We start from the raw sequence: 23,001 nt of genomic DNA on the forward strand, positions 1-23,001 counted from the left end.
GGCCTGCCGGATGTCCGATCAGGACAGCTTTTCCTTGATGCGAGCCGACTTGCCCGAGCGTTGGCGCAGGTAGTACAGCTTGGCGCGGCGGACATCGCCGCGGCGCTTGACTTCGATCGAGGCGATCAGCGGGCTGTACAGCTGGAACGTACGTTCCACGCCTTCGCCGCTGGAGATCTTGCGCACGATGAAGCTGCTGTTCAGGCCGCGGTTGCGCTTGGCGATCACCACGCCTTCATAGGCCTGCACGCGCTTGCGGGTGCCTTCCACCACGTTCACGCTCACGATGACCGTGTCGCCAGGGGCGAAAGAGGGGATGGTCTTGTTCAGACGAGCAATTTCTTCTTGCTCGAGGGTTTGGATCAGATCCACGGGGTTCTCCTGAAAGATCGTGTCAGCGCCTGGGTTTCAGTGTGCGCTCACCGTGCGAATCGCAGGGCAAAGGCACTTGGGGTGGCCTGGCAGAGGATCGAAAAGCTGACCATCATAGCACAAGCTGGGCGAGGAACCGCTCATCGGCAGGGCTCAGCGCCCCGCGCGCCCGGGCCGCCTCGATCAGGTCCGGCCGCCGCCGGGCCGTCAGCTCCAGCGAGCGCTCACGCCGCCAACGGGTGATCTGCGCATGGTGCCCCGACAGCAGCACGCCGGGCACGGCCAGGTCGCCCTGCGGCGTGTGCAGCACCTCGGGGCGGCTGTAGTGCGGGCAATCCAGCAGGCCGTCCTCGAAACTGTCCTGCTCATGCGAGCGGGCATCATGCAACACGCCCTCCTGCAGACGGGCCACCCCGTCCAGCAAGGCCAGCGCGGGCAACTCCCCACCGGAGAGCACGAAATCCCCCAGGCTCAGCTCCAGGTCCACATGCCGATCCAGGAAACGCTGGTCGATGCCTTCGTAGCGGCCGCACAGCAGGATGCCCCCGGCGCCACGGGCGACCTCGTGCATCAGTCCCTGGTCCATGCGGCGCCCCGTCGGGCTGAAGTGGATCACCGGCCCCTCGCTGCCCCGGTCGGCCCGCACGGCCGCCAGGGCGCGCTCCAGCGGCTCGACCAGCATCACCATGCCCGGACCACCGCCATAGGGCCGGTCATCGACCCGCCGGTAGCTGTCGTCCGCATGCTCGCGCAGCGGCCACAGGCGCACGTCAACCTGACCGGAAGCGTAGGCGCGCCGGGTGATGCCCTGCTGCAGGAAGGGGCCGAACAGGTCGGGAAACAGGGTGATGACGTCGAAGCGCATGGCAGGCCACGCTCCCGCCCGCGGGCGCAGGCTCAGTAATCCAGGCCCCAGTCCACCACGATGCGGCGGCCCGGCAGATCGACCTGGTCCACGTAGGCGGACACGAAAGGAATGAGGCGTTCGGCTTCATCCGGCTTGGCATCGGCCGCTGCGTCGGGACGACGCACCCGGAGCACGCAGTGCGGACCGGTGTCGATCAGGCCCTCGACCACACCCAGCGGGGTGCCATCGCGGTTCTCAACGTTCAAGCCGATCAGATCGACCCAGTAGAACTCGTCCGGGTCGGCACTGGGAAAGCTGCTGCGGGCGACAAACACCCGCGCCCCCTTGAGCGCCTCGGCCGCATTGCGGTCCGGCACTTCCTGGGCCGTGGCAACCACCAGCTCACCCTGCTCACGCGCCTGGGTGATCCGCAGCAAGGGCGGCACGCCCGGCGTTGCCGCGGCAAGGCCGGGGCGCTTGGCGCTTGTTTCCGCACGCTGGAGGAACCAGCGGCGGGAAGAAAACAGGGCCTGGGGATCGGCGGAGAAAGGCTGGACCTTGAATCCGCCCTTGATCCCCCAGGCGTCGATGATGCGGCCGACCTCGACCGCATCCTCGGGCCAGGCCGGCATGTCGTCCACCGCCGTCATTGCAGCAGGTTCGCTCACGCCGGTGCTCTGGCGAGAAGAGGCAATCAGGCGGCGGCCTTGGCCTGAGCCGTGGCGAACAGACGCGTCACGGTTTCAGAAGCCTGGGCGCCCACGCCTTGCCAGTAGGTCACGCGGTCTTGGGCCACGCGCAGCGCTTCTTCACCTTCCTTGGCCATCGGGTTGTAGAAACCGATGCGCTCGATGAAGCGGCCATCACGACGCACGCGCGAGTCGGCCACGACGATGTTGTAGAAAGGACGCTTCTTGGAGCCGCCGCGCGACAGACGAATCACGACCATGTTGTCGTTCCTTCAATTCACAGAATTCAGCCACCGCGCCCTGGAGACACCTCAGAGTCTGGCAGTCGGAATGCCCCGGAAAGCGCCGGACCTGGGTCCAACGCGCCCGAAGGCACGGTTCGGCCCCGTAGATACGCCAGCAATCCCTACCGAAGGATCCGGATCAGGCAGCAACACCTGAAGACCCCGCGGACAAGGCAGTGACCGTGACCGAAACCCGCAATTATAAGCAGCTTGATCGGTGCCGTTCAATGCCGGCACCGATCGACAGGCCAATCAGAACAGGAAAGTGCTCAGCCAGTAGCACAGTGCGGCCACCAACGCAGCGGCCGGGATCGTGAAGATCCACGCCCAGACGATGTTGCTGGCCAGCCCCCAACGCACCGCCGACGGGTTGCGCACCGACCCGACACCGACGATGGCACCGGTGATCGTGTGGGTAGTGGACACCGGCACGCCGAGCGCGGTGGCGATGAACAGCGATGCCGCCCCGCCGGTCTCGGCGCAGAAGCCACCGACCGGCTTGAGCTTGGTCAGGCGCTGCCCCATGGTCTTGACGATGCGCCAGCCGCCGAACATGGTGCCCATGCCGATGGCGAAGTAGCAGCACCAGATGACCCAGTTGGGCGGTGCCTTGGCATCCGTCGCAACGTACCCGGCCGCCACCAGCAGCATCCAGATGATGCCGATGGTCTTCTGTGCGTCGTTGCCCCCATGCCCCAGCGAGTAGAGCCCTGCGGAGAACAGCTGCAGCCGGCGGAACCAGCGGTCCACCTTGCGCGGGGGTGTTCGGCGGCAGATCCAGGACACCGCCACCATCATCAGCGAGCCGAAGATGTAGCCCAGCACGGGCGACAGGAAAATGAACAACACCGTCTTGGCGATGCCGGCGCCCACCAGCTTGGCGACACCCGCCTTGGCCATCACTGCGCCGATGATGCCGCCGATCAGGGCGTGCGAGCTCGACGAGGGAATGCCGTACCACCAGGTGAACACATTCCAGAAGATGGCCCCGATCAGGGCCCCGAACACGACGTGGTGATCGACCACGCCCGGCTCGACGATGCCTTTGCCGATCGTGCTGGCCACCTTCAGATGGAAGATGGAGATGGCGATGACGTTGAACATGGCGGCGAACAAGACCGCCTGCTGCGGTTTGAGCACGCCGGTGGACACCACCGTGGCAATGGAGTTGGCCGCGTCATGGAAGCCGTTCATGAAGTCGAACAGCAGTGCCAGGACGATCAGCAACACCACGAACCACAGGGCGATGGAAGTGGCTTCCATGCTGTGAGGCCCCGATCAGGAGTTCTCGAGGACGATGCCCTCGATCAGGTTGGCCACGTCCTCGCACAGGTCGGAGATGGTCTCCAGGTGCTCGTAGATCGCCTTGAGCTTGATCAGCTCGCGCACGTCGCTTTCCTCGCGGAACAGACGCGACATGGCGCTGCGCATCACGCGGTCGGCATCGGATTCGAGCCGGTCGATCTCTTCACAGGTCTTGAGCGCGGCCTCGGTCACCTCGGCCTCGTTCAGGCGCGGCAGCAGGGTGACGGCATGGGCAACGCGCTCGCAGCAGCGCAGCGAGATGTCGCCCAGGCGCTGCACATCCTCGTTGATGTGCTGCACGTCGTAGAGCGCCATCACCTCGCAGGCGTCCTGCAGCAGGTCGACCACGTCGTCCATCGCGTTGATCAGGCTGTGGATCTGCTCGCGGTCCAGCGGCGTGATGAAGCTGCGGTGCAGCAGGCGATTGACCTCGGCGGTCACCTTGTCGGCCGCACGCTCGGCGATGTCCACCTCGCTGGCGTATTTTTCGCGCAGGTCGGGCGTGCTGTAGTACTGGATCATCGAGACGAAGGCCCGGGCGCCTTCAACGATGTACTGGCCGTGATCATTGAACAGTTCGAAGAAGTTGCCATCACGGGGCAACAGCTTGCCGAAAAACATTCGGGTCTCCTCTCGGGTGCGGATCGCGTCGGTGTCGCGGGATCAGGGGCAGGCGCCGACGTGGCGCAACAAAACGCCACGGCCCCACCGGACAGGATCACCGGCCGGGCCCGTGGCGTCGTCAAAGACGTCACCGAAATGTCATCGGTGCGTCATCTCATCATTGTAGGCGACGGTCGCCGTCAGCTGCGGAAGATGAAATAGACCGCCCCGAGCAGGCACAGCCCGGCCCAGAGGTAGTCGAGTTTGAGGGGCTGCCCCAGGTAGAAGACGGCAAACGGCACGAAGACCGCCAGCGTCACGACCTCCTGCCCGATCTTGAGCTGGGCCACCGACAGCCCCCCGTTGTAGCCCATGCGGTTGGCCGGCACCTGCAGCAGGTACTCGAACAGCGCGATGCCCCAGCTGATCAGCGCCGCAACCCACCAGGGCTTGGTGGCCAGGTTTTTCAGGTGGCCATACCAGGCCATGGTCATGAAGAGGTTGGACAGCACCAGCAGGCCAAAGGTCTTGACCGGCAAGGGCAGCGATGCGAGCAGATTCATGGTGCGATCTTCTGAATGGGTTGGCCTTGGAGCCCGTGGATCAGGACGTGCAACGCGCCATGCGAAGGCAACACCAGATCCGGCCGCACCTCGGCCAGTGGCACCAGCACGAAGGCCCGCAGGTGCATGCGCGGGTGCGGCAGAGTCAGCACGGGATCATCCTGCACGCGGTCACCGTAGAGCAGCAGGTCCAGGTCCAGCGTGCGCGGCGCATTGCGGTACGGACGCTCCCGCCCCGCCGCCTGCTCCAGGCGCTGCAGCTGCCTGAGCAGCTGCTCCGCCCCCAGCCCGGTTTCCAGCACCGCCACCGCATTGACGTAATCGGGCCCACTGGCCTCGACCGGCGCGGTGCGGTACAGGGAGGACTGGGCCAACAGCCGCGACCCGGGCAGCGTGTCCAGGGCCGCCAAGGCTTGGCGCAAGGTCTGCGCCGGGTCACCCAGGTTGGCCCCCAGGCCAATGCAGGCCTGGACAGACGGCCCCACAGGCGTCCCCCCGCTCATTCGGCCGCGGGCGCCTGGCCGCCGCCGGCCGGCTTGCGACGACGCCGCCGGCGCTTGCGCGGTGCCGTCCCCCCCTCGTCCCCGCCCGCCTCGTCGTCGGACGAAGTCGGCGTGGACTCGGTCGAGGCGGGCGCATCCACCCCGGCCTCCCGGCGCGGCGAGCGGGGCCGGCGCGGACGCGGCGCATCCTTGGCGCTCTCGACCAGCGCCTCGCGGGACTCGTCATCGCCCAGCGAGAAATCCTCCCACCATTCGGCCAGATCGGTCGTCACCTCGCCCACGTCAGAGCGCAGGCGCAGGAAGTCGAAACCGGCCCGGAAGCGCGGTTGGTCGACCAGGCTGAAAGCCTGCCGGCCGCTGCGACGCTCGAAGCGCGGCTGCATCATCCAGATCTCGCGCATGTCGGCGGCCAGCTTGCCGCGGCCCGAGATGTCGCCGATGCGGGCGTCGAACACCGCGTCGATGGCCTGGGACAGCGCTGGCGTTGGGTGCTCGCCCGCATCCTTGAGGCGCTGCCAGCCTTCCAGCACGTCATGCCACAGCATGCAGGCCAGCAGGAAGCTGGGCGCCACGGGCTTGCCCTCACCGACCCGGCGGTCGGTGTCGGCCAAGGCCAGGTGCAGGAACTTCTCGCGCGCGCTGCCGGCCGGCGCCTGGCGGAGCACCGCATCCAGCACCGGGAACACACCCTTGTCCAGGCCGAAGCGCTTGATCTGCTCCAGGCTGGACAGCGCATGGCCGGTCTGCAGCAGCTTGAGCATCTCGTCGAACATGCGCGAGGCCGGCACATTGGCCAGCAGGCTCAGCAGCTCGCGCAGCGGCTTCTCGGTCTTGGCTTCCAGCTTGAAGCCCAGCTTGGCCGCGAAGCGCACCACCCGCAGGATGCGCACCGGGTCCTCGCGGTAGCGGGTGGCCGGGTCGCCGATCATGCGCAACGTCTGGGCCCGCAGGTCCTTCAGGCCGCCGTGGTAGTCCACCACCACCTGGTTGGCGGGGTTGTAGTACATCGCGTTGATCGTGAAGTCGCGCCGGGCGGCATCCTCGATCTGCGGCCCCCAGACGTTGTCGCGCAGCACGCGGCCGCTGGCGTCCACCACGTGGCTCTTGCCGGCGATCTCGTTCTTGGCGGTCTTTTCGTTGCCCTCGACGTGCTCGGCCGAAGCCGTGTCCAGGTAGGCGCGGAAGGTCGAGACCTCAATCACCTCGTGTTCGCGTCCGCGACCGAACACCACGTGCACGATGCGAAAGCGCCGGCCGATGATGAAGGCCCGCCGGAACAGCGACTTGACCTGCTCCGGCGTGGCGTTGGTGGCCACGTCGAAGTCCTTGGGGCGGCGCCCCACCAGCAGGTCGCGCACTGCGCCGCCCACGATGTAGGCCTCATAGCCGGCCTGCTGCAAGGTGCCGACAACCTTGACGGCGCGGTCGTCCAGCAGTGAAGGATCGATCCCGTGCTCGCTGGCCGGGATCTCCAGCCGACGCCCCCGGGGGATGGAGGATTTGTCCGACGGCGCGCCGGATTTGCCCAGCAGCTTGTCGATGATTTTCCGGATCATGGTGTCTCGAAGAGGTTCAGGATGGGCCAGCCGCGCTCCTGCGCAATGCTGGCCAGGGCCGGCGTCGGGTTGGTCGCCACGGGCGAGCGCACCTTTTCCAGCAGTGGCAGATCGTTGGTGGAATCGCTGTAGAACAGCACGTCCTCGAAGTCGTCCCAGCCGTGCCCCTGCCCGGCCAGCCAGGCTTCCACCCGGGTCACCTTGCCTTCGCGGAAGGTCGGGATGCCTTCGATGCGGCCGGTGGCGCGCCCCTGCGCGTCCCGCTCCAGATCGACCGCCAGCAGGTGGGGCACGCCAAAGGCCTGGGCGATGGGACGGGTGACGAACTCGTTGGTCGCGGTGACCACCGCCACCAGGTCACCCGCCTCCAGATGGCGGTTCACCAGGCGCCGCGCGGTGTCGCGCAGCACCGGGTCGATGACCTCGCGCATGAAGCACTGTCGGGCCGCTTCAGCCTCGGCCATGGGCCGATCGCGCCAGGCCGAGGTGGTGAAGGCCACGTACTCGGCCAGGTTCAGGGTGCCGGCCTGGTACTGGGCGAAGAAGGCATCGTTGCGCTGGCGCCAGGCCTCGCCTTCGACCCAGCCCAGGGTCACCATGAACTCGCCAAAGGCGTGGTCGGAATCGGTGGGCAGCAAGGTGCCGTCCAGGTCGAACAAAGCCAGTTTCATTCGGTACTTTCAGGCGCTTCGGCCAGCATTCTCTTCAGCAACGGCACGGTGACCGCCCGCCCCTCGGCCAGTGAAAAACGGTCCAGCCGATGCAACAGCGCCATCAACGAGCCCAGGTCGCGCGAGAAATGGGTCAGCAGGTGGTCCAGCACCTCGGGCGACAGCCGCAGGCCGCGCCGATGGGCCTCGTCGGCCAGCACCTGGCGCACCGCCGCCTCCGGCAGCGGCTGCACCGCGAACACTGGGCCCCAGCCGAAGCGGGTGCGCAGGTCTTCCCGCACCTCCAGGTTGACCGGTGGCAGGCGCCCCGCGGCCGCCACCTGGATGCCGTGCGTGGCGGCCTCGACGAACAGCATGAAGGCCGCATGCTGGCGGGCCGGATCCAGACGCTCGGCGCCGTCGATCACGATCAGCGACCAGCCCTCGTCGAACTGCCAGTCCAGCGGATCCTCCGCATCGAACCAGCCCACGCGGCCACCGAATTCACGCACCTGCCGGGCCCAGGCCGCCAGCAGGTGGGTCTTGCCCACGCCCGCGGGGCCGTGCAGATAGACCGGCGGCCCCGGCAGCACGGCGTGGCGCAGGCTGTCCACCACCAGGGCGTTGTCGCCCACCACGAAGGCATCGAAATCCGGCTCGGTCTCCAGCCCGATGGCCAGCGGCAATTGCCTCATCGGACACCTCCGACGGCGGGCCGATGGCCCTGCAGACCAGGGCACCGCGACAACCGGGAACGGGGGACGAAAAGAGGGAGAACCATGACGGAGGCAACGAGAGGGTGGGCGCCGGGGCCATGCGCGCACCGCATGGCGGCGCGCATCGGGCCGGCCCATCTGAAGGGGCGCCCTGCCGGGAAGGCCGCACCGACACCGGCGGCAGCCTGAAACCTCGATTGTAGGGGGCTGCCGCGCAAGCTGCCCGTGGCTCAATGCCAGCGCGGTGCCGGCCCCTCGCGCAGTGCCTGCAGGCGCTGGCGCAGCGTCGGGGCGTCCTCGGCGTCGGGCTGCTCGCGCAGGTAGAGCGCCAGATCCTCGGCCGCGGTCTGCGGCTGTCCCAGTTCAGCCAAGAGCAGCCCGCGGTCCCGCCACTCCTCCCAGGCCTCGGGCAGCAGCCGCACCAGCCGCTGCTGCACCGCCAGCCCGGCCACCGGATCGCCGGCCGTCTGGTGGATGGACTTCAGGTTGCCCAGCATGCGCGCCAGGATGTCGCGTGGCGCGGCCGCCTGCAGGAACAAGCCCAGCGGCACCTCGTCATCCCCGACCAACCCCCGTTGCGCGCAGAACGGCTCCAGGCGTTCCTCCAGCTCCTCGCGCGCCAGGGAGCGGCCGTCCAGCGGGTCCAGCACCACCTCGCCCGCCGGCAGGTGCAGCTTGACCAGGAAATGACCCGGGAAGGACACCCCGAGGGCCGGCAGGCCGATCTGACCGGCGAGTTCCATGTAGAGCACCGCCAGGGACACCGGAATGCCCCGCCGCGTCTGCAGCACCCGGTGCAGGTAGCTGTTCTGCGGGTCGTAGAAGTCGTTGGCGTTGCCGCCAAAGCCCAGCTCGTGAAAGAAATAGCGGTTGAGCATGCGCAGGCGATGCAGCGGCGCCGCGTCAGCCGGCAAGCGGCTGCGCAAACGCTCGGCCAGGCGGTCCACCTCGTCGAGCACGCCCTGAGCGTCCAACCCGGGCTCGGCATCCTGCCCCAGCAGGACAGCCGCCTCCAGCAGCGGGAAATGGGCGTCCTCGGCCACCAGAGCGGCGAAATAGTCCAGCGCGTCGGGCGCGGCAAAGCGCAGGGGCAGGCTCATGGTGCCGAGTGTAGGCCCAGCCTCAGTCGCGCCGCAGGAAGCTGGACTTCTTGACGCCCGAGGCCCACAGCAGGCTGAAATACACCACCGCCCCGACGCCGATGGCGCCGGCCAGCAGGCCCGCCCGCAGCATGGCGTGCGGGCGCAGGCCCAGCCAGTCCACCGACCGGGTGACCCAGAACAGCCAGCCCCCCAGCGCCAGGTTGGCCGGCAGCAGGCGCAGTACGAACACCGGCCAGCCCGGCGCCGGCCGGTACAGGCCGCGTGCGCGCAGGCCGAACAGCAGCCAGCCGGCATTGACCATCGCCCCCAGGCCGATGGACAGCGCCAGGCCGGCATGCCCCAGCCAGGGGACGAGCACCGCATTCATCAGCTGGGTGCTCAGCAGCACCACGATGGCGATGCGCACCGGTGTGCGCAGGTCCTGCTGGGCGAAGAAGCCGGGCGCCAGCACCTTCACACCAATCAGCCCCAGCAGGCCGAAGCCATAGCCCTGCAAAGCCAGCACGGTCATGTCCACCGCCTGCGGGCTGAAACGCCCATAGTGGAACAGCACCGTCACCATCGGCTTGGCGAACACCAGCATCGCCACGGCGCAGGGCAGCGCCAGCAGCATCACCAGCCGCAGACCCCAGTCCAGGTGGCCGGAATAGCCTTCATGGTCGCCACGCGCCTGCAGCGCGGACAGACCGGGAACCAGCACCACGCCCAGCGCCACCCCCAGCAGGGCGGTCGGAAATTCCATCAGCCGGTCGGCATAGAACAGCCAGGACACGGCGCCCGGCCCCAGGTGCGAGGCGATCTGCGTGTTGATCAGCAGCGAGACCTGCGCCACCGACACCCCCAGCAACGCCGGCGCCATCTGCCGCAGCACCCGCTTGACGCCCGGGTGATGCCAAGCCTGACGCAGCGCCCCGCGCCGCCAGCCGATGCGCGGCACCATGCCCAGCCGGCGCAGGGCAGGCACCTGGATGGCCAGTTGCAGCACACCGCCCAGCAGCACCCCGGCGGACAACGCGTGGATGGGCGCGATGCCCAGCCGCCGGAACCAGGGCGACAGGCCGGCCACGCACAGGATCATCGACACATTGAGCAACACCGGCGTGGCGGCCGGCACCGCAAAGTTCTTCCAGGTGTTCAGCACCCCGGCCGACAGGGCCACCAGCGACATGAAGCCGATGTAGGGGAACATCCAGCGCGTCATCACGACCGCCAGATCGAATTCCTGCAACCCGGCCCCGAAGGCCCAGACCACCAGCGGCGCCCCCACGACGCCCACCACGCAGGTCAGCACCAGCACCCAGAACAACACCGTGGCCACCGCGTTGACCATCGCATGCGTGGCCTCGTCGCCCTCGCGCTCGCGCGTCGCCGCCAACAAGGGCACAAAGGCGGCCGAGAACGCCCCCTCGGCAAACAGCCGGCGCAACAGATTGGGAATGCGGAACGCGACGTTGAAGGCGTCGGTCAGGGCACTGGCGCCGAAACCGGCAGCGATGAGCTGATCACGCACCAGACCGGTGATGCGCGACAGCAGGGTCCACATGGAAACCGTGGACGCGGCCTTGAGGAGATTCATGGGCAGGCCGGCCCCAAGGGAACCGGCAAATGAGGGTGGCGGATTATAGAAATCCGCCCTCGCCTGCCCGGGACGCCGTGCGCCGACTTGCAGTGACCACCAAGCATCCGCTATACTCGACAGTCTTTCCCACCTGGAAACAAAAGCAATGGCAACCTCTTCCAAAGCCAAGAAGCGCACCGTGCGCCTGGCGTCGGGCCGCAAGCGCGCCCGCCAAGACGTCAACCTGAATGCCGCCAACTCGTCGCTGCGTTCGAAGTTCCGCACCTCGATCAAGAACGTGCTGAAGGCTGTCGCCGCCGGTGACAAGACTCAGGCCACCGAGCTGTTCAAGACGGCCCAAAGCGTGATCGACTCGATCGCCGACAAGGGCATCTTCCACAAGAACAAGGCCGCTCGTCATAAGAGCCGCCTGTCCGCCAAGGTCAAGGCGCTGGCCGCCTGACATCACATCCAGGTGGACGTCCAAGGCCCCGCTCTGCGGGGCCTTTTTCATGCCTGGATGATGGCCGCGCGCCCTGCGGGGCCCGCCAAGCCGCCGGGAGGCGGCCCGAGAAGAGACTCTTCTCTCAGCGTTTGGCCGGTGCTGCCTCTTCCGGCAGCAGACAGGCCTCCGCCACCTGCAGCCCGTTGTCCCGGGCAAAGTTCATCACGAAGTCCCAGGCCATCGGCTCGATGTCCTTCAGGGCTTCGTTGACGATGACGCACTTCACCCCGTTGATCACCCGCGGCACGCAATACGGCGAGTAGCCGATGAAGGCGCCAATGCCGCCGGCCTTCATGCCCCCGGGGCGGAAGCAGGACATCGCCCCGGCCAGACGCTCCGACCAGTCGCTGGGACGAAACGTGCGGCCCTCTTTGGTGATGCCTTGGATGAAGAATTCGCGGGGCTTGGTGGTCATGGACGTTGTGGCGGTCAGAGGCAGCATGCTACAGACAGGAACTTGCAAGGCGCTGTCGGCACGCGAAGGTCGGAACCGCAACAGGATTGCGCGGGGCGTGATTTTGCCTCGACCGTGCCGCAATGCAGCAAACAGGCCTCAGCACCCCAGGGAAGTGATCACCCTCTCCGCCTCATGGAAGGCCCCCGGCCCAGGCGTTTGTCGCGCCAGCGGCGGGCCAGACCTTTAGAATCGGATCAGGTTGGCGTGCCAGCGCCGGATGCGGTGCCTGGTGGAGCCAGCCTTTTTTCTTTTCACCCTCGGAGAACTGAGAATGTCCGCCTCCATGCCCCATGTCATGAACACCTACGGCCGGCTGCCCATTGCGCTGTCGCACGGCCGAGGCTGCGAAGTCTGGGACACCCGAGGCCGACGTTATCTGGACGCGCTGGGCGGCATCGCCGTGAACACGCTGGGCCATGACCACCCGAAGCTGGTGCCAGCCCTGCAGGAACAGATCGCCAAGCTGATCCACTGCTCCAACTACTACGAAAGCCCTCTGCAGGAGCGCCTGGCCACCACGCTGTGCGAGCTCTCCGGCCTGGACGCAGCCTTCTTCTGCTCCACCGGCCTGGAAGCCAACGAGGCTGCGCTGAAGATCGCCCGCAAGTACGGCCATGACCGTGGCATCGACCGGCCCGAGATCATCGTCTTCGAGAAGGCCTTCCACGGCCGCTCGATCGCGACCCTGTCGGCCACTGGCAACCCCAAGGTGCAAGCCGGCTTCGGCCCGCTGGTCGAAGGCTTCGTGCGGGTGCCGCTCAACGACATCGAGGCGATGCGCCAGGCGGCTGGCGAGCATCCGAACGTGGTGGCGGTGATGCTGGAAACCATCCAGGGCGAAGGCGGCATCCGCCCGGCCCGCTGGGACTACCTGCGCGAGGTGCGTCAGCTCTGTGACGAGAAGGGCTGGCTGCTGATGCTCGACGAGGTGCAGTGCGGCATCGGCCGCACCGGCAAGTGGTTCGCCTACCAGTGGGCGGGCATCCTGCCCGACGTGGTCCAACTGGCCAAGGGCCTGGGCTCCGGCGTGCCGGTGGGGGCCGTGCTGGCCGGCCCGCGCGCCAAGGACGTGCTGGGCCCGGGCAACCATGGCACCACCTTCGGGGGCAACCCGCTGGCCATGCGCGCCGGCATCGAGACCCTGGACATCATGGTGGCCGAGGGCCTGCTGCAGAACGCCGCTGGCGTGGGCAAGCACCTGAAGACCGCGCTGCAGACCGCCCTGGCGGGCGTGCCGGGCGTGGTGGAGGTGCGCGGCGAGGGCCTGATGCTGGGCATCGAGCTGGACCGCCCCTGCGGTGTCATCCTGACCCGCGCGATGGAGGCCGGGCTGCTGCTGTCGGTCACCGCCGACAGCGTCGTGCGCCTGCTGCCGTCGCTGATCTTCACCCGCGCGCAGGCCGACGAAGTGGTCACCACGCTCGTCCCCTTGATCAAGACCTTCCTGTCGGAGTCCCGGGCATGAAACCGGGATACAGCCTCATGCGTCACTACCTGCAATTCAAGGATTTCCGGGCCGAGGAATACGCCTACCTGTTCGAACGCGCCCGCGTCATCAAGCAGCGCTTCAAGAACTACGAGAAGTACCAGCCGCTGACCGACCGCACCCTGGCCATGATCTTCGAGAAGGCCAGCACCCGCACCCGCGTCAGCTTCGAGGCCGGCATGTACCAGATGGGCGGCTCGGTGGTGCACCTGACCACCGGCGACAGCCAGCTGGGCCGCAGCGAGCCGATCGAGGACAGCGCCCGCGTCATCAGCCGCATGGTCGACCTGGTGATGATCCGCACCTTCGAGCAGAGCAAGATCGAGCGCTTCGCGGCGCACTCGCGCGTGCCGGTCATCAACGGCCTGACCAACGAGTTCCACCCCTGCCAGATCCTGGCCGACCTGCTGACCTACCTGGAGCACCGCGCACCGCTGAACGCCCAGGGCTACGACCTGGGCAGCCTGAAGGGCAAGGTGGTGGCCTGGGTGGGTGACGGCAACAACATGGCCAACACCTGGCTGCAGGCCGCCGAGATCCTGGGTTTCACGGTCCACGTCAGCACCCCCTCGGGCTACGAGGTGGACCCGGCCGTGGCCGGTGTGCGCGACACCAGCTGCTACCGGGTCTTCAAGAACCCGCTGGACGCCTGCCGCGGCGCCCACCTGGTCACCACCGACGTCTGGACCAGCATGGGCTACGAGGCCGAGAACGAGGCCCGCATCAAGGCCTTCGCCGACTGGTGCGTGGATGCCGAGATGATGGCCGTGGCCCAGCCCGACGCGCTGTTCATGCACTGCCTGCCGGCCCACCGCGGCGAGGAAGTCACCGCCGAGGTGATCGACGGCCCGCAGTCGGTGGTCTGGGACGAGGCCGAGAACCGCATGCACGTGCAAAAGGCCCTGATGGAGTACCTGCTGCTGGGCCGCATCGGGTAAATCCCAAGCCGAAACGACGCCGGGCATCAGTCCGGCGTCAGCGCTTTGGGCCACAGTCTCCAGCAGGAGACCTCACGACACCATGAAGCTGGCCCTGATCACCGACCTGCATGCCAACCGCGAGGCCGTGCAGGCCGTGCTGGAACATGCCGAGGCCCAGGGCGCAGGCCGCTATGCCTTTCTGGGCGACTACGTGGGCTATGGCGCCGAACCCGGCTGGGTCATCGACACAGTGCGCCGCTATGTGGACCAGGGCGCCATCGCCGTCGGTGGCAACCATGACGCCGGAGTCGCCACCGAGATCTCCCCCACGATGCGCCCGGACGCCCGCCAGGCCGTTGAATGGACGCGCGGCCAGCTGTCCCCCGCTCAACTGGCCTTCCTGGCCGAGCGGCCGCTCTCGCACACTGAGGGCGACATGCTGTTCGTGCATGCCAATGCCTTCGCACCGGCCGAGTGGGAGTACATCCAGGGCCGGCTGGAGGCCGTGCGCAGCCTGCATGCCACGCCCTGCCACTACACCTTCTGCGGACACATGCACGAGCCCCGGCTGTTCCATCTCTCCGGCACCGGCAAGGCGGGTGACTTCGTGCCCTCGCCGGGGGTCGCGATCCCGCTGCCACCGATCCGCCAGTGGCTGGTCATTCCGGGCTCGGTCGGACAGCCGCGTGACGGCAATCCGGCGGCCTGCTATGCCATGTTCGATCTGGGCGAGCAGATGCTGACCTTCCACCGCGTGCCCTACGACCACGACACGGCGGCACGCAAGATCCTCGAGGCCGGTCTGCCGGCCCGTCTGGCGGAGCGTCTGGTCCATGGTCAATAGCGGCAGCTTCCCCCCTGCAGAAGGCCCGCCCACCGGCCCGGGCGCCCCACTGAAGGTCGGCCAGGTGGTGGACGGTTTCCGGCTCGACGAGGCCCTGCACCGCGGCGGCATGGCCACGCTGTGGCGGGTCACGCGGATGGCCGAGGACGGCACGCCGCTGCACGGCCCCGACGCCCTGCCCCTGATCATGAAGGTGCCCCGCATCAAGGGCGGCGAGGACCCGGCCACCATCGTCGGCTTCGAGGTCGAGCGCATGATCATGCCGACCCTCTCTGGCCCGCATGTGCCGAAGTTCATCGCCAAGGGCGACTTCACCCGCCAGCCCTACATCGTGATGGAGCAGATCCCGGGCCCCTCGCTGCGGCCGCGGCTGGACGAAGCCCCCCTGCCCTTCGACGAGATCGTCAGCGTCGCCGAACGGGTGGCGGCCGCGCTGCACGACCTGCACCGCCAGCATGTGGTGCACCTGGACATCAAACCCAGCAACATCCTGTTCCGCCCCGACGGCACCGCCGTGCTGGTGGACTTCGGCCTGTCGCGCCATGACCAGCTGCCCGACCTGCTGGACGAGGAATTCACGCTGCCGATGGGCACCGGTCCCTACATGTCGCCCGAGCAGGTGCAGTTCGTGCGCAACGACCCGCGCAGCGACCTGTTCGCGCTGGGCGTGATGCTCTACCACCTCACCACCGGCGAGCGCCCCTTCGGCGCACCGAACTCGGTGCGTGGCCTGCGCAAGCGCCTCTACGTCGACCCGGTGCCCCCGCGCGCACTGCGCGCCGACTGCCCGCCCTGGCTGCAGGAGGTGATCCTGAAATGTCTGGAGGTGGACCCGGCGCAGCGCTACCAAAGCGCCGCCCAGCTCGCGCTGGAACTGCAGACCCCCACCCAGATCCTGCTGACCCGCCGTGCCGAGAAGCTGCAGCGCACCTCCGCGCTGACCCGACTGCGGCGCTGGTTCTTCGCGCTGGGCTCCGAGCCCGAGGAGCGGCCGGTGACCGTGGCCGGCCAGGTGCACAGCAACCCGATCATCATGGCCGCGGTGGACACCGAGGCCACCCCGGCCCTGACCACCCAGCTGCGCGAGACCGTGACCCGCCTGCTGAAGACCGAGCCCGGCGCCCGGCTGGCCTGTGTCAGCGTGATGCGCACCGCGCGCATCGGCATGGACGATCTCGTCGACAAGAGCGGCCAGAGCCGGCATGTGAAGCAGCTGGTGCAGCTCAAGCACTGGGCCCATCCCATCGGCAAGGCTCTTCAGTTCGACGAGGGCCGGCTGACCTTCCATGTGCTGGAAGCGCCCGACCCCGCCGCCGCCATTGTCGAGTTCGCCCGCCGCAACCAGGTGGACCACATCGTGATGGGCGCGCGCGGCCAATCGGCGCTGCGCCGCTACCTGGGCAGCGTGTCCTCGCAGGTGGTGGCCGAATCGGACTGCACCGTCACCGTGGTGCGCGCACCGCAGGCCAGCGCCACCACCCCATGAGCCTCCCCGACGACAACCCCTGCACCCACTGCGGCGCCTGTTGCGCCAGCTTTCGCGTGGACTTCGCCCGCGAGGAACTGCAGAGCGAGGGCGGCTGTGTACCGGACGGCCTCGCGGTCCCCCTCAACGAGACGCTGTGCCGCATGCGCGGCACCGACCACGCCCAGCCCCGTTGTGCCGCGCTCTCGGGCCGGGTCGGTGTGGATGCCCGCTGCGGTATCTACGAATGGCGCCCCGCGCCCTGCCGCGAGTTCGGCCTGCTGGCCCCGCTGGGCCGGGGCGACGACGCCTGCGAGCGGGCCCGCCGCCGGCACGGCCTGCCCCCACTCGACGCCAGCTGACACCAGGCCTCCTAGAATGGGCCGACCCCATTGACCTGTGCGCTGCCCCTACCCGGGCCAGGCACCTCACGGACCCTCACCCATGGACACCCGCCATCCCCCAGCCCGCCGCCACATCGAACGCCTGCGCGAGACCCTGCGCGCCGCCGGTCTGCAGGCGGTGCTGGTGCCCTCCAGCGACCCTCACCTGAGCGAATACCTGCCGGCGCATTGGCAGGGGCGCGTCTGGTTCTCGGGCTTCACCGGCTCGATGGGCACGCTGGTGGTCACGCTGGAGGAGGCCGCCGTCTTCGCAGACAGCCGCTACTGGGTGCAAGCCGAGGCCGAGCTGGCCGGCAGTGGCATCACGCTGGTGAAGATCCCCACCGGCGCTGCCACCCACCACCTGGACTGGATCACCCAGCATGTGCAGGCCGGCCAGACGCTGGCCGTGGATGGCCAGGTGCTGGGCCTGGCCGCCGCACAGCAGCTGCGCCAGGTGACGGAGCAGGCCGGCATCCGGCTGGTGACCGGCCAGGACCCGCTGGCCGCCGCCTGGGACGACCGCCCCGGCCTGCCCACCGCCGCCATCTACGACCAACCCGAGGCCGACCGGTCGCGCCGGACCAAGCTGGCCCTGGTGCGCGACGCCCTGGCTGCCCGGGGCGCCACGCACCACCTGGTGTCCTCGGTGGACGACATCGCCTGGATCACCAACCTGCGCGGCGCGGACGTCGAGTACAACCCGGTCTTCCTGGCCCATCTGTTGATCTCGCCCCAGACGGCCACCCTGTACGTGGGCGCGGGCAAGATCCCCGCCCCCTTGGCCACCACGCTGGCGGCCGAGGGCATCACGCTGGCCGACTACGCTCAGGCGGCGGCCGGCCTGGCCGCACTGCCGGCCGATGCCGTGCTGTGGGTGGACCCCAAGCGGGTCACCCTGGGCCTGCGCGAGGCCGTGCCTGCCGGGGTGAAGGTGATCGAGGCCATCAACCCCAGCACCCTGGCCAAGAGCCGCAAGACCGAGGCCGAGGTGGCCCATGTGCGCGAGGCCATGATCGCCGATGGCGTGGCCATGGCCCGCTTCTATGCCTGGTTCGAGGCAGCACTGGCGCGCGGCGAGCGCATCACCGAGATCACGGTCGACGAGAAACTGAGTGCGGAGCGCGCCGCCCAGCCCGGCTTTGTCGGCCTGTCGTTCCCGACCATCGCTGGCTTCAACGCCAATGGCGCCATGCCGCACTACCGCGCCACACCGGAGGCGCATGCCGTGATCGAGGGCAACGGCCTGCTGTTGATCGACTCGGGGGCCCAGTACATCGGCGGCACCACGGACATCACCCGGGTCTGGCCCATCGGCACGCCCACGGCGGCCCAGAAGGCGGATTTCACCCGGGTGCTCCGGGGCACGATGAACCTCTCACGCGCCCACTTCCCGCTGGGCACACTCAGCCCGATGCTGGACGCGCTGGCCCGCGCACCGCTGTGGGAGGCCGGCCTGGACTACGGCCACGGCACCGGCCACGGCGTGGGCTACTTCCTGAACGTGCATGAAGGGCCACAGTCGATCAGCAAGACCCAGCCCCAACCCGACATGGCGATGCAGCCCGGCATGATCACCTCGATCGAGCCGGGTCTGTACCGGCCGGGCCAGTGGGGCGTGCGCATCGAGAACCTGGTGCTCAACGTCGCCGCCGGCCACACCGACTTCGGCGACTACCTGCGCTTCGAGACCCTGACGCTGTGCCCGATCGACACCCGCTGCCTGGACCTCTCGCTGCTGCGACCCGACGAGATCGTCTGGCTGGACGACTACCACGCCACCGTGCGTGAACGCCTGGCTCCCCGGCTGGCTGGGGACGCGCTGGCCTGGCTGCTGGCCCGCACGGAGCCCATCGGGATCTGAGGCCCCCTGCGGCTCGCCGGACAGGCGGGCCGCAGGAGCGCCCGGCTTACTGGGCCGCGCTGGCCGCCGAGGCCGGCGCCGCCGGGGCCACGGCCGCAGCGGGCTCGACCTTCTTCAACTTGAACTGCACCATCGCGGGCACGACGTTGGCCGCGTCCAGCGGGCTGCGCTCGGCGAATTCGATGGTCTCGGGCTCGTAGCCGTCCAGCGTGGCAGTGAAGCGGTAGACGCTGAACCAGCCGAACTGGTCATTGACGGTCTTCACGAACGGCGTGGTGCCGATCACCGCGCCCTTTTCACCGTTGTAGCTGACCTGCGCCCCCGGCGGGTCGGATTCGAAGTGGGCGGTGGACGCGCAGCCGGTGGCGATGGATGCCACGGCCAGAGCGGCGGCAAGGCGGACAAAACGAGACATTGGACGTTTCCTCATGGTGTTGTAGTAGCGACAGGCCGCCAGATCCGATGCGGACCGGGCGGCCTGATTCATGAGTCTCGTTCAAAGCCCTGCGCCTGCCGATAGACGAACTGAGGAGGTTCGGCGGCGGTGACATTCCACACAAAAAAACGCCCCTCAAACATGGGGGGCGTTTCTTCGGTGCCGCAAGTGCAAAGTGCGCAGCGGCTTACTTGAGGGCCTTGAAGCGCAGACGGTGCGGCTGGGCCCCTTCCTCGCCCAGACGCTTCTTCTTGTCGGTTTCGTACTCCGAGAAATTGCCGTCGAAGAAGAACCACTGCGAATCGCCTTCGCAGGCCAGGATGTGGGTGCAGATGCGATCCAGGAACCAGCGGTCATGGCTGATCACCATGGCCGAGCCGGCGAATTCCAGCAGGGCATCTTCCAGCGCACGCAAGGTTTCGACGTCCAGGTCGTTCGACGGTTCGTCGAGCATCAGCACGTTGCCACCCTGGGCCAGGGTCTTGGCCAGGTGCAGACGGCCACGCTCACCACCGGAGAGCTGTCCCACCAGCTTCTGCTGGTCGTTGCCCTTGAAGTTGAAGCGGCCGAGGTAGGCGCGGCTGGGCATCACGAACTTGCCGACCACAATGTTGTCCAGGCCGCCCGACACATCCTCCCAGACGGTCTTGTCGGCGGCCAGGCCGTCACGGCTCTGGTCCACGAAGGCCAGCTGGGCGGTCTTGCCGATCTTCACCTCGCCCGAGTCGGGCTTCTCGACGCCCTGGATCAGGCGGAACAGCGTCGACTTGCCAGCGCCGTTCGGGCCGATGATGCCGACGATGGCCCCCGCGGGCACCTTGAACGACAGGTTGTCGATCAGCACGCGGTCACCGAAGCTCTTGCTGACGTTGACGAACTCGATCACCTCGTTGCCCAGGCGCTCGGCCACCGGGATGAAGATCTCGTTGGTCTCGTTGCGCTTCTGGTATTCGACGTCGCTCAGCTCCTCGAAGCGGGCCAGACGCGCCTTGCTCTTGGCCTGGCGGCCCTTGGCGTTCTTGCGCACCCATTCCAGTTCCTGCTTCAGGGCCTTGGCACGGGCGTCCTCGGTCTTCTGCTCCTGCTCCAGCCGCTTTTCCTTGCCGTCCAGCCAGTCGGAGTAGTTGCCCTTGTACGGGATGCCATGGCCGCGGTCGAGTTCCAGGATCCACTCGGCAGCGTTGTCCAGGAAGTAGCGATCGTGGGTGATGGCCACCACGGTGCCGGAGAAGCGCTTGAGGAACTGCTCCAGCCACTCCACGCTTTCGGCGTCCAAGTGGTTGGTGGGTTCGTCGAGCAGCAGCATGTCGGGCTTGGACAGCAGCAGGCGGCACAGGGCCACCCGGCGCTTCTCACCACCGGACAGGGGGCCGATCTTGGCGTCCCAGGGCGGCAGGCGCAGCGCGTCGGCGGCAATGTCCAGCAGGTGGTCGGTGTTCTCGCCACCCGCGGCGGCGATGACCGCTTCCAGCTCGGCCTGCTCGGTGGCCAGGGCATCGAAGTCGGCATCCGGCTCCGCGTAGGCGGCATACACCTCTTCCAGGCGCTTGCGGGCGGCCAGCGCCCCGCCAATGCCCTCTTCCACCGCCTGGCGCACGGTCTGCTCGGGGTCGAGCTTGGGCTCCTGCGGCAGATACCCGATCTTCAGGCCAGGCATCGGGACGGCTTCGCCCTCGATCTCCTTGTCGATGCCGGCCATGATCTTCAGCAAGGTCGACTTGCCGGCACCGTTCAGCCCCAGCACACCGATCTTCGCGCCGGGGAGAAAGGACAGCGAAATGTCCTTCAGGATCTGCCGCTTCGGCGGCACGATCTTGCCGACGTGGTTCATGGTGAAGACGTATTGCGCCATTGCTTGTCCCGAAAGAAGAGGAAAGCCGGTCACAACGGACCGGCCCGCCGCACTGCAGACCGCAGGCAGCGGGAAATGAAAGAAGTGCAAGAGCCGGTGCGCGGCCTGCGGCCAGCCCGACGAATCCGCAATTATCGCGCGGACGGCCAGCCCAGCGGCAGCTGCGGTGATGCGCCGGCGTCGGCCAGGGCCAATTCGGCCGGGATCGGCCGGGAGCCGCGGTCCCAGCCCTCGATCAGCCGGCGCAACGCCTGGGCGGCGATCGGCTGGGCCAGCAGATTGCCCTGGACCGCGGTGCAGCCCGCCTGCTGCAGCACATCGAGCTGGGCGGCCTCCTCGACCCCTTCGGCCACCGTGCGCATGCCCAGCAGCCGGGCCAGTTCGACGATGGTGCGCACGATCGCGCGGGCGTCGGGATAGCCCAGCAGTTCGCGCACGAAGGCACGGTCGATCTTCAGGGTGTCGAAGGGGAAGCGGCGCAGATAGGCCAGCGAGGAGTAGCCGGTGCCGAAGTCGTCCAGCGCGATCTGCACGCCCAACGCCTTGATCTGGTGCAGGTTGCTCATCGCCGTCGGGGTGGCGTCCAGCATCACGCCTTCGGTGATCTCGACCTCCAGCCGCCCCGGGGCCAGGCCCGTGCTGGACAGAGCCCGGCGCACGTCGTCCACCAGGCCGGGCTGCATCATCTGCACCGGCGACACATTGACCGAGATCCGCAGGTCGCCCAGCACGCTCTGGGCTTCCTCGCAGGCCCGCTGCATCACCCAGGCGCCGATCTCGCCGATCAAGCCGCACTTCTCGGCCACCGGGATGAATTCGGCGGGAGGCACCCAGCCCAGCGTGGGGTGCTGCCAGCGCACCAAGGCCTCGGCACTGACCACCTGCCAGGCCTCGATCGCCACCCAGGGCTGCCAGGCCAGGCTCAGCTCGCCACGCGACAAGGCCTCGCGCAGCTCGTGTTCCAAGACCACCTGCCGGCGGCTGCGCTCGCCCATCCAGGGGGCGAAGTACTCGCACCGGCCCCGACCGCGCTCCTTGGCGGCGCTCAGGGCCAGATCGGCATGCCCCAGCACATCGTCGACCGTCTCGCCATGGTCGGGGATGAGGGCCACCCCCATGCTGGCCGAGGGGTGAACCAAACGGCCCTTGACCTCGCCGGGGGCGTTGATCACCTGCATCAGCCGGCGGGCGAGCTGCTGGATCTCGTCGTCGCTGCGCACATCGTCCAGCAACACTGCGAACTCGTCCCCGCCCAAACGCACCACCAGGTCCGACTTGCGCAGCACCGACTGCAGCCGCTGGGCCACCATGCGCAGCGCCGCGTCACCCACCGAATGTCCCAGGGCATCGTTGATGGACTTGAAGTTGTCCAGATCGAGCACGATCAGCGCGCTGCGGCGCGGCGAATCACCGCGGTAGGCCAGGATCTGCAAGAGGCGCTCGTGCAACTGAGACCGGTTGGCCAGCCCAGTGAAGGCATCCTGGTACCCCGCGGCCGGTGCGGACGGCAGATCGGGCGTGGCATCTGACACCACGCCACGCCACCCCACGCAGGTGCCGGCGGCATCCCGCAGCGGCTTGGCCGACACCGACCACCAGCGCAAGCCCGCCGCCCCGTGGACCTGCAGGGCCAGGTCACGAAAGGGCTTGCCCCGCGCCAGAGCATCGCGCAGGGCCTGCACGCCCTGATGGGCGGCGGCCGGGGCCACCTGCACGCGCTCCAGCAGCTCCAGCCAGGGCTGCTGCCGCAACTGCTCGGGCGGCAGCCCCAGCCAGTCCGCCAAACGCTCTCCGCCCAGGGCCACCCGGCCCTGGGCATCCAGGTCCCACAGCACGTCGCGCACCCCGTCGTCCGACAGCTCGCCCGGCAGGGGCGTGGCATCGCCATACCCCCAGCCGTCGCCGGCGCACCGGCATTCCCACCAGTTGCGCAGGTGTGCAAACAGACGGGACCAATGGGCTGAAAAGTACGGCATGAAAAGGAGTTACCGACCGGAAGAGGTGGTCCGGAGAAATGTAACCGGGGGAGGGGACAACACT

General features: G+C 68.1%; 24 protein-coding genes. 7 read left to right on the forward strand and 17 right to left on the reverse strand.

The features are described 5' to 3' along the window. Positions 1–18 precede the first annotated feature (18 nt). The 13 genes from rplS to murJ all read right to left on the reverse strand — a co-directional run bounded on the left by rplS (position 19) and on the right by murJ (position 10,767). On the reverse strand, positions 19–372 hold the full coding sequence (gene rplS, locus KGA65_RS15245) for a 50S ribosomal protein L19 (RefSeq protein WP_022980450.1): 354 nt from the start codon (positions 370–372) through the stop codon (positions 19–21). Between the two features lie 112 nt (positions 373–484). Beyond that, entirely contained in the window at positions 485–1,237 is a 753-nt protein-coding gene (gene trmD, locus KGA65_RS15250) for a tRNA (guanosine(37)-N1)-methyltransferase TrmD (protein ID WP_225863959.1), read from the reverse strand. Between the two features lie 32 nt (positions 1,238–1,269). Further along, positions 1,270–1,869 carry a ribosome maturation factor RimM gene (gene rimM / locus KGA65_RS15255; protein WP_225864123.1) on the reverse strand — a complete coding sequence of 200 codons (600 nt, stop codon included), beginning with the start codon at positions 1,867–1,869 and terminating at the stop codon, positions 1,270–1,272. A 44-nt stretch (positions 1,870–1,913) separates the two neighbouring features. Then, on the reverse strand, positions 1,914–2,168 hold the full coding sequence (gene rpsP / locus KGA65_RS15260) for a 30S ribosomal protein S16 (protein WP_225863960.1): 255 nt from the start codon (positions 2,166–2,168) through the stop codon (positions 1,914–1,916). A gap of 276 nt (positions 2,169–2,444) precedes the next feature. Beyond that, complete coding sequence (locus KGA65_RS15265; RefSeq protein WP_225863961.1) at positions 2,445–3,455, reverse strand: inorganic phosphate transporter; 1,011 nt, start codon at positions 3,453–3,455, stop codon at positions 2,445–2,447. Between the two features lie 15 nt (positions 3,456–3,470). Continuing rightward, positions 3,471–4,118: a DUF47 domain-containing protein gene (locus tag KGA65_RS15270; RefSeq protein ID WP_225863962.1), complete on the reverse strand. Its 648-nt coding sequence runs from the start codon at positions 4,116–4,118 to the stop codon at positions 3,471–3,473. Positions 4,119–4,300: 182 nt separating this feature from the next. After that, positions 4,301–4,663 (reverse strand): DMT family protein, encoded by a 363-nt coding sequence (locus KGA65_RS15275; protein WP_225863963.1) that lies wholly within the window; start codon positions 4,661–4,663, stop codon positions 4,301–4,303. Next, a complete protein-coding gene (folK, locus tag KGA65_RS15280) occupies positions 4,660–5,166 on the reverse strand; it encodes a 2-amino-4-hydroxy-6-hydroxymethyldihydropteridine diphosphokinase (RefSeq protein ID WP_375142643.1) in 507 nt (168 codons plus the stop codon). Before folK ends, KGA65_RS15275 begins: the two co-directional genes overlap by 4 nt. Then, positions 5,163–6,722 carry a polynucleotide adenylyltransferase PcnB gene (pcnB, locus tag KGA65_RS15285; protein ID WP_225863965.1) on the reverse strand — a complete coding sequence of 520 codons (1,560 nt, stop codon included), beginning with the start codon at positions 6,720–6,722 and terminating at the stop codon, positions 5,163–5,165. Before pcnB ends, folK begins: the two co-directional genes overlap by 4 nt. Next, a complete protein-coding gene (locus KGA65_RS15290) occupies positions 6,719–7,393 on the reverse strand; it encodes a histidinol-phosphatase (protein WP_225863966.1) in 675 nt (224 codons plus the stop codon). The genes pcnB and KGA65_RS15290 overlap by 4 nt, the downstream gene beginning before the upstream one ends. After that, complete coding sequence (gene hda / locus KGA65_RS15295; protein ID WP_225863967.1) at positions 7,390–8,067, reverse strand: DnaA regulatory inactivator Hda; 678 nt, start codon at positions 8,065–8,067, stop codon at positions 7,390–7,392. Before hda ends, KGA65_RS15290 begins: the two co-directional genes overlap by 4 nt. Positions 8,068–8,318: 251 nt before the next feature. Continuing rightward, the gene (locus KGA65_RS15300; RefSeq protein ID WP_225863968.1) at positions 8,319–9,188 is read right to left on the reverse strand and encodes a SirB1 family protein; all 870 of its coding nucleotides are present in this window, start codon (positions 9,186–9,188) and stop codon (positions 8,319–8,321) included. A 22-nt stretch (positions 9,189–9,210) separates the two neighbouring features. After that, positions 9,211–10,767, reverse strand: coding sequence for a murein biosynthesis integral membrane protein MurJ (gene murJ, locus KGA65_RS15305; protein WP_225863969.1), 1,557 nt, complete (start codon positions 10,765–10,767; stop codon positions 9,211–9,213). Between the two features lie 148 nt (positions 10,768–10,915). On the opposite strand from murJ, the gene rpsT reads away from it, so the two are divergent. Next, entirely contained in the window at positions 10,916–11,212 is a 297-nt protein-coding gene (gene rpsT / locus KGA65_RS15310) for a 30S ribosomal protein S20 (protein ID WP_225863970.1), read from the forward strand. A 124-nt stretch (positions 11,213–11,336) separates the two neighbouring features. On the opposite strand, the gene KGA65_RS15315 is transcribed toward rpsT, so the two are convergent. After that, a complete protein-coding gene (locus KGA65_RS15315) occupies positions 11,337–11,669 on the reverse strand; it encodes a DUF3579 domain-containing protein (RefSeq protein ID WP_225863971.1) in 333 nt (110 codons plus the stop codon). A 313-nt stretch (positions 11,670–11,982) separates the two neighbouring features. On the opposite strand from KGA65_RS15315, the gene KGA65_RS15320 reads away from it, so the two are divergent. From KGA65_RS15320 to KGA65_RS15345, 6 genes are all read left to right on the forward strand, one after another. Further along, entirely contained in the window at positions 11,983–13,176 is a 1,194-nt protein-coding gene (locus tag KGA65_RS15320; RefSeq protein WP_225863972.1) for an aspartate aminotransferase family protein, read from the forward strand. Further along, positions 13,173–14,135 carry an ornithine carbamoyltransferase gene (argF, locus tag KGA65_RS15325; RefSeq protein ID WP_225863973.1) on the forward strand — a complete coding sequence of 321 codons (963 nt, stop codon included), beginning with the start codon at positions 13,173–13,175 and terminating at the stop codon, positions 14,133–14,135. The genes KGA65_RS15320 and argF overlap by 4 nt, the downstream gene beginning before the upstream one ends. An 82-nt stretch (positions 14,136–14,217) precedes the next feature. After that, positions 14,218–14,961: a metallophosphoesterase family protein gene (locus tag KGA65_RS15330; protein WP_225863974.1), complete on the forward strand. Its 744-nt coding sequence runs from the start codon at positions 14,218–14,220 to the stop codon at positions 14,959–14,961. Beyond that, complete coding sequence (locus KGA65_RS15335; protein ID WP_225863975.1) at positions 14,951–16,447, forward strand: bifunctional serine/threonine-protein kinase/universal stress protein; 1,497 nt, start codon at positions 14,951–14,953, stop codon at positions 16,445–16,447. Before KGA65_RS15330 ends, KGA65_RS15335 begins: the two co-directional genes overlap by 11 nt. Beyond that, complete coding sequence (locus KGA65_RS15340) at positions 16,444–16,788, forward strand: YkgJ family cysteine cluster protein (RefSeq protein ID WP_225863976.1); 345 nt, start codon at positions 16,444–16,446, stop codon at positions 16,786–16,788. The genes KGA65_RS15335 and KGA65_RS15340 overlap by 4 nt, the downstream gene beginning before the upstream one ends. An 82-nt stretch (positions 16,789–16,870) precedes the next feature. Beyond that, positions 16,871–18,673 (forward strand): aminopeptidase P family protein, encoded by a 1,803-nt coding sequence (locus KGA65_RS15345; protein ID WP_225863977.1) that lies wholly within the window; start codon positions 16,871–16,873, stop codon positions 18,671–18,673. A 46-nt stretch (positions 18,674–18,719) separates the two neighbouring features. Here KGA65_RS15345 and KGA65_RS15350 read toward each other — a convergent pair whose 3' ends face one another. The 3 genes from KGA65_RS15350 to KGA65_RS15360 all read right to left on the reverse strand — a co-directional run bounded on the left by KGA65_RS15350 (position 18,720) and on the right by KGA65_RS15360 (position 22,937). Continuing rightward, positions 18,720–19,088, reverse strand: a complete 369-nt coding sequence (locus KGA65_RS15350) for a hypothetical protein (RefSeq protein ID WP_225863978.1) — start codon at positions 19,086–19,088, stop codon at positions 18,720–18,722. A 208-nt stretch (positions 19,089–19,296) separates the two neighbouring features. Further along, entirely contained in the window at positions 19,297–20,961 is a 1,665-nt protein-coding gene (gene ettA, locus KGA65_RS15355; RefSeq protein WP_225863979.1) for an energy-dependent translational throttle protein EttA, read from the reverse strand. Positions 20,962–21,092: 131 nt separating this feature from the next. Next, positions 21,093–22,937 (reverse strand): putative bifunctional diguanylate cyclase/phosphodiesterase, encoded by a 1,845-nt coding sequence (locus KGA65_RS15360; RefSeq protein ID WP_225863980.1) that lies wholly within the window; start codon positions 22,935–22,937, stop codon positions 21,093–21,095. Positions 22,938–23,001: the final 64 nt, after the last annotated feature.

It is taken from the genome of Ideonella benzenivorans (assembly GCF_020387415.1).
In the GTDB taxonomy this organism is placed as follows: Bacteria; Pseudomonadota; Gammaproteobacteria; order Burkholderiales; family Burkholderiaceae_C; genus Ideonella; species Ideonella benzenivorans.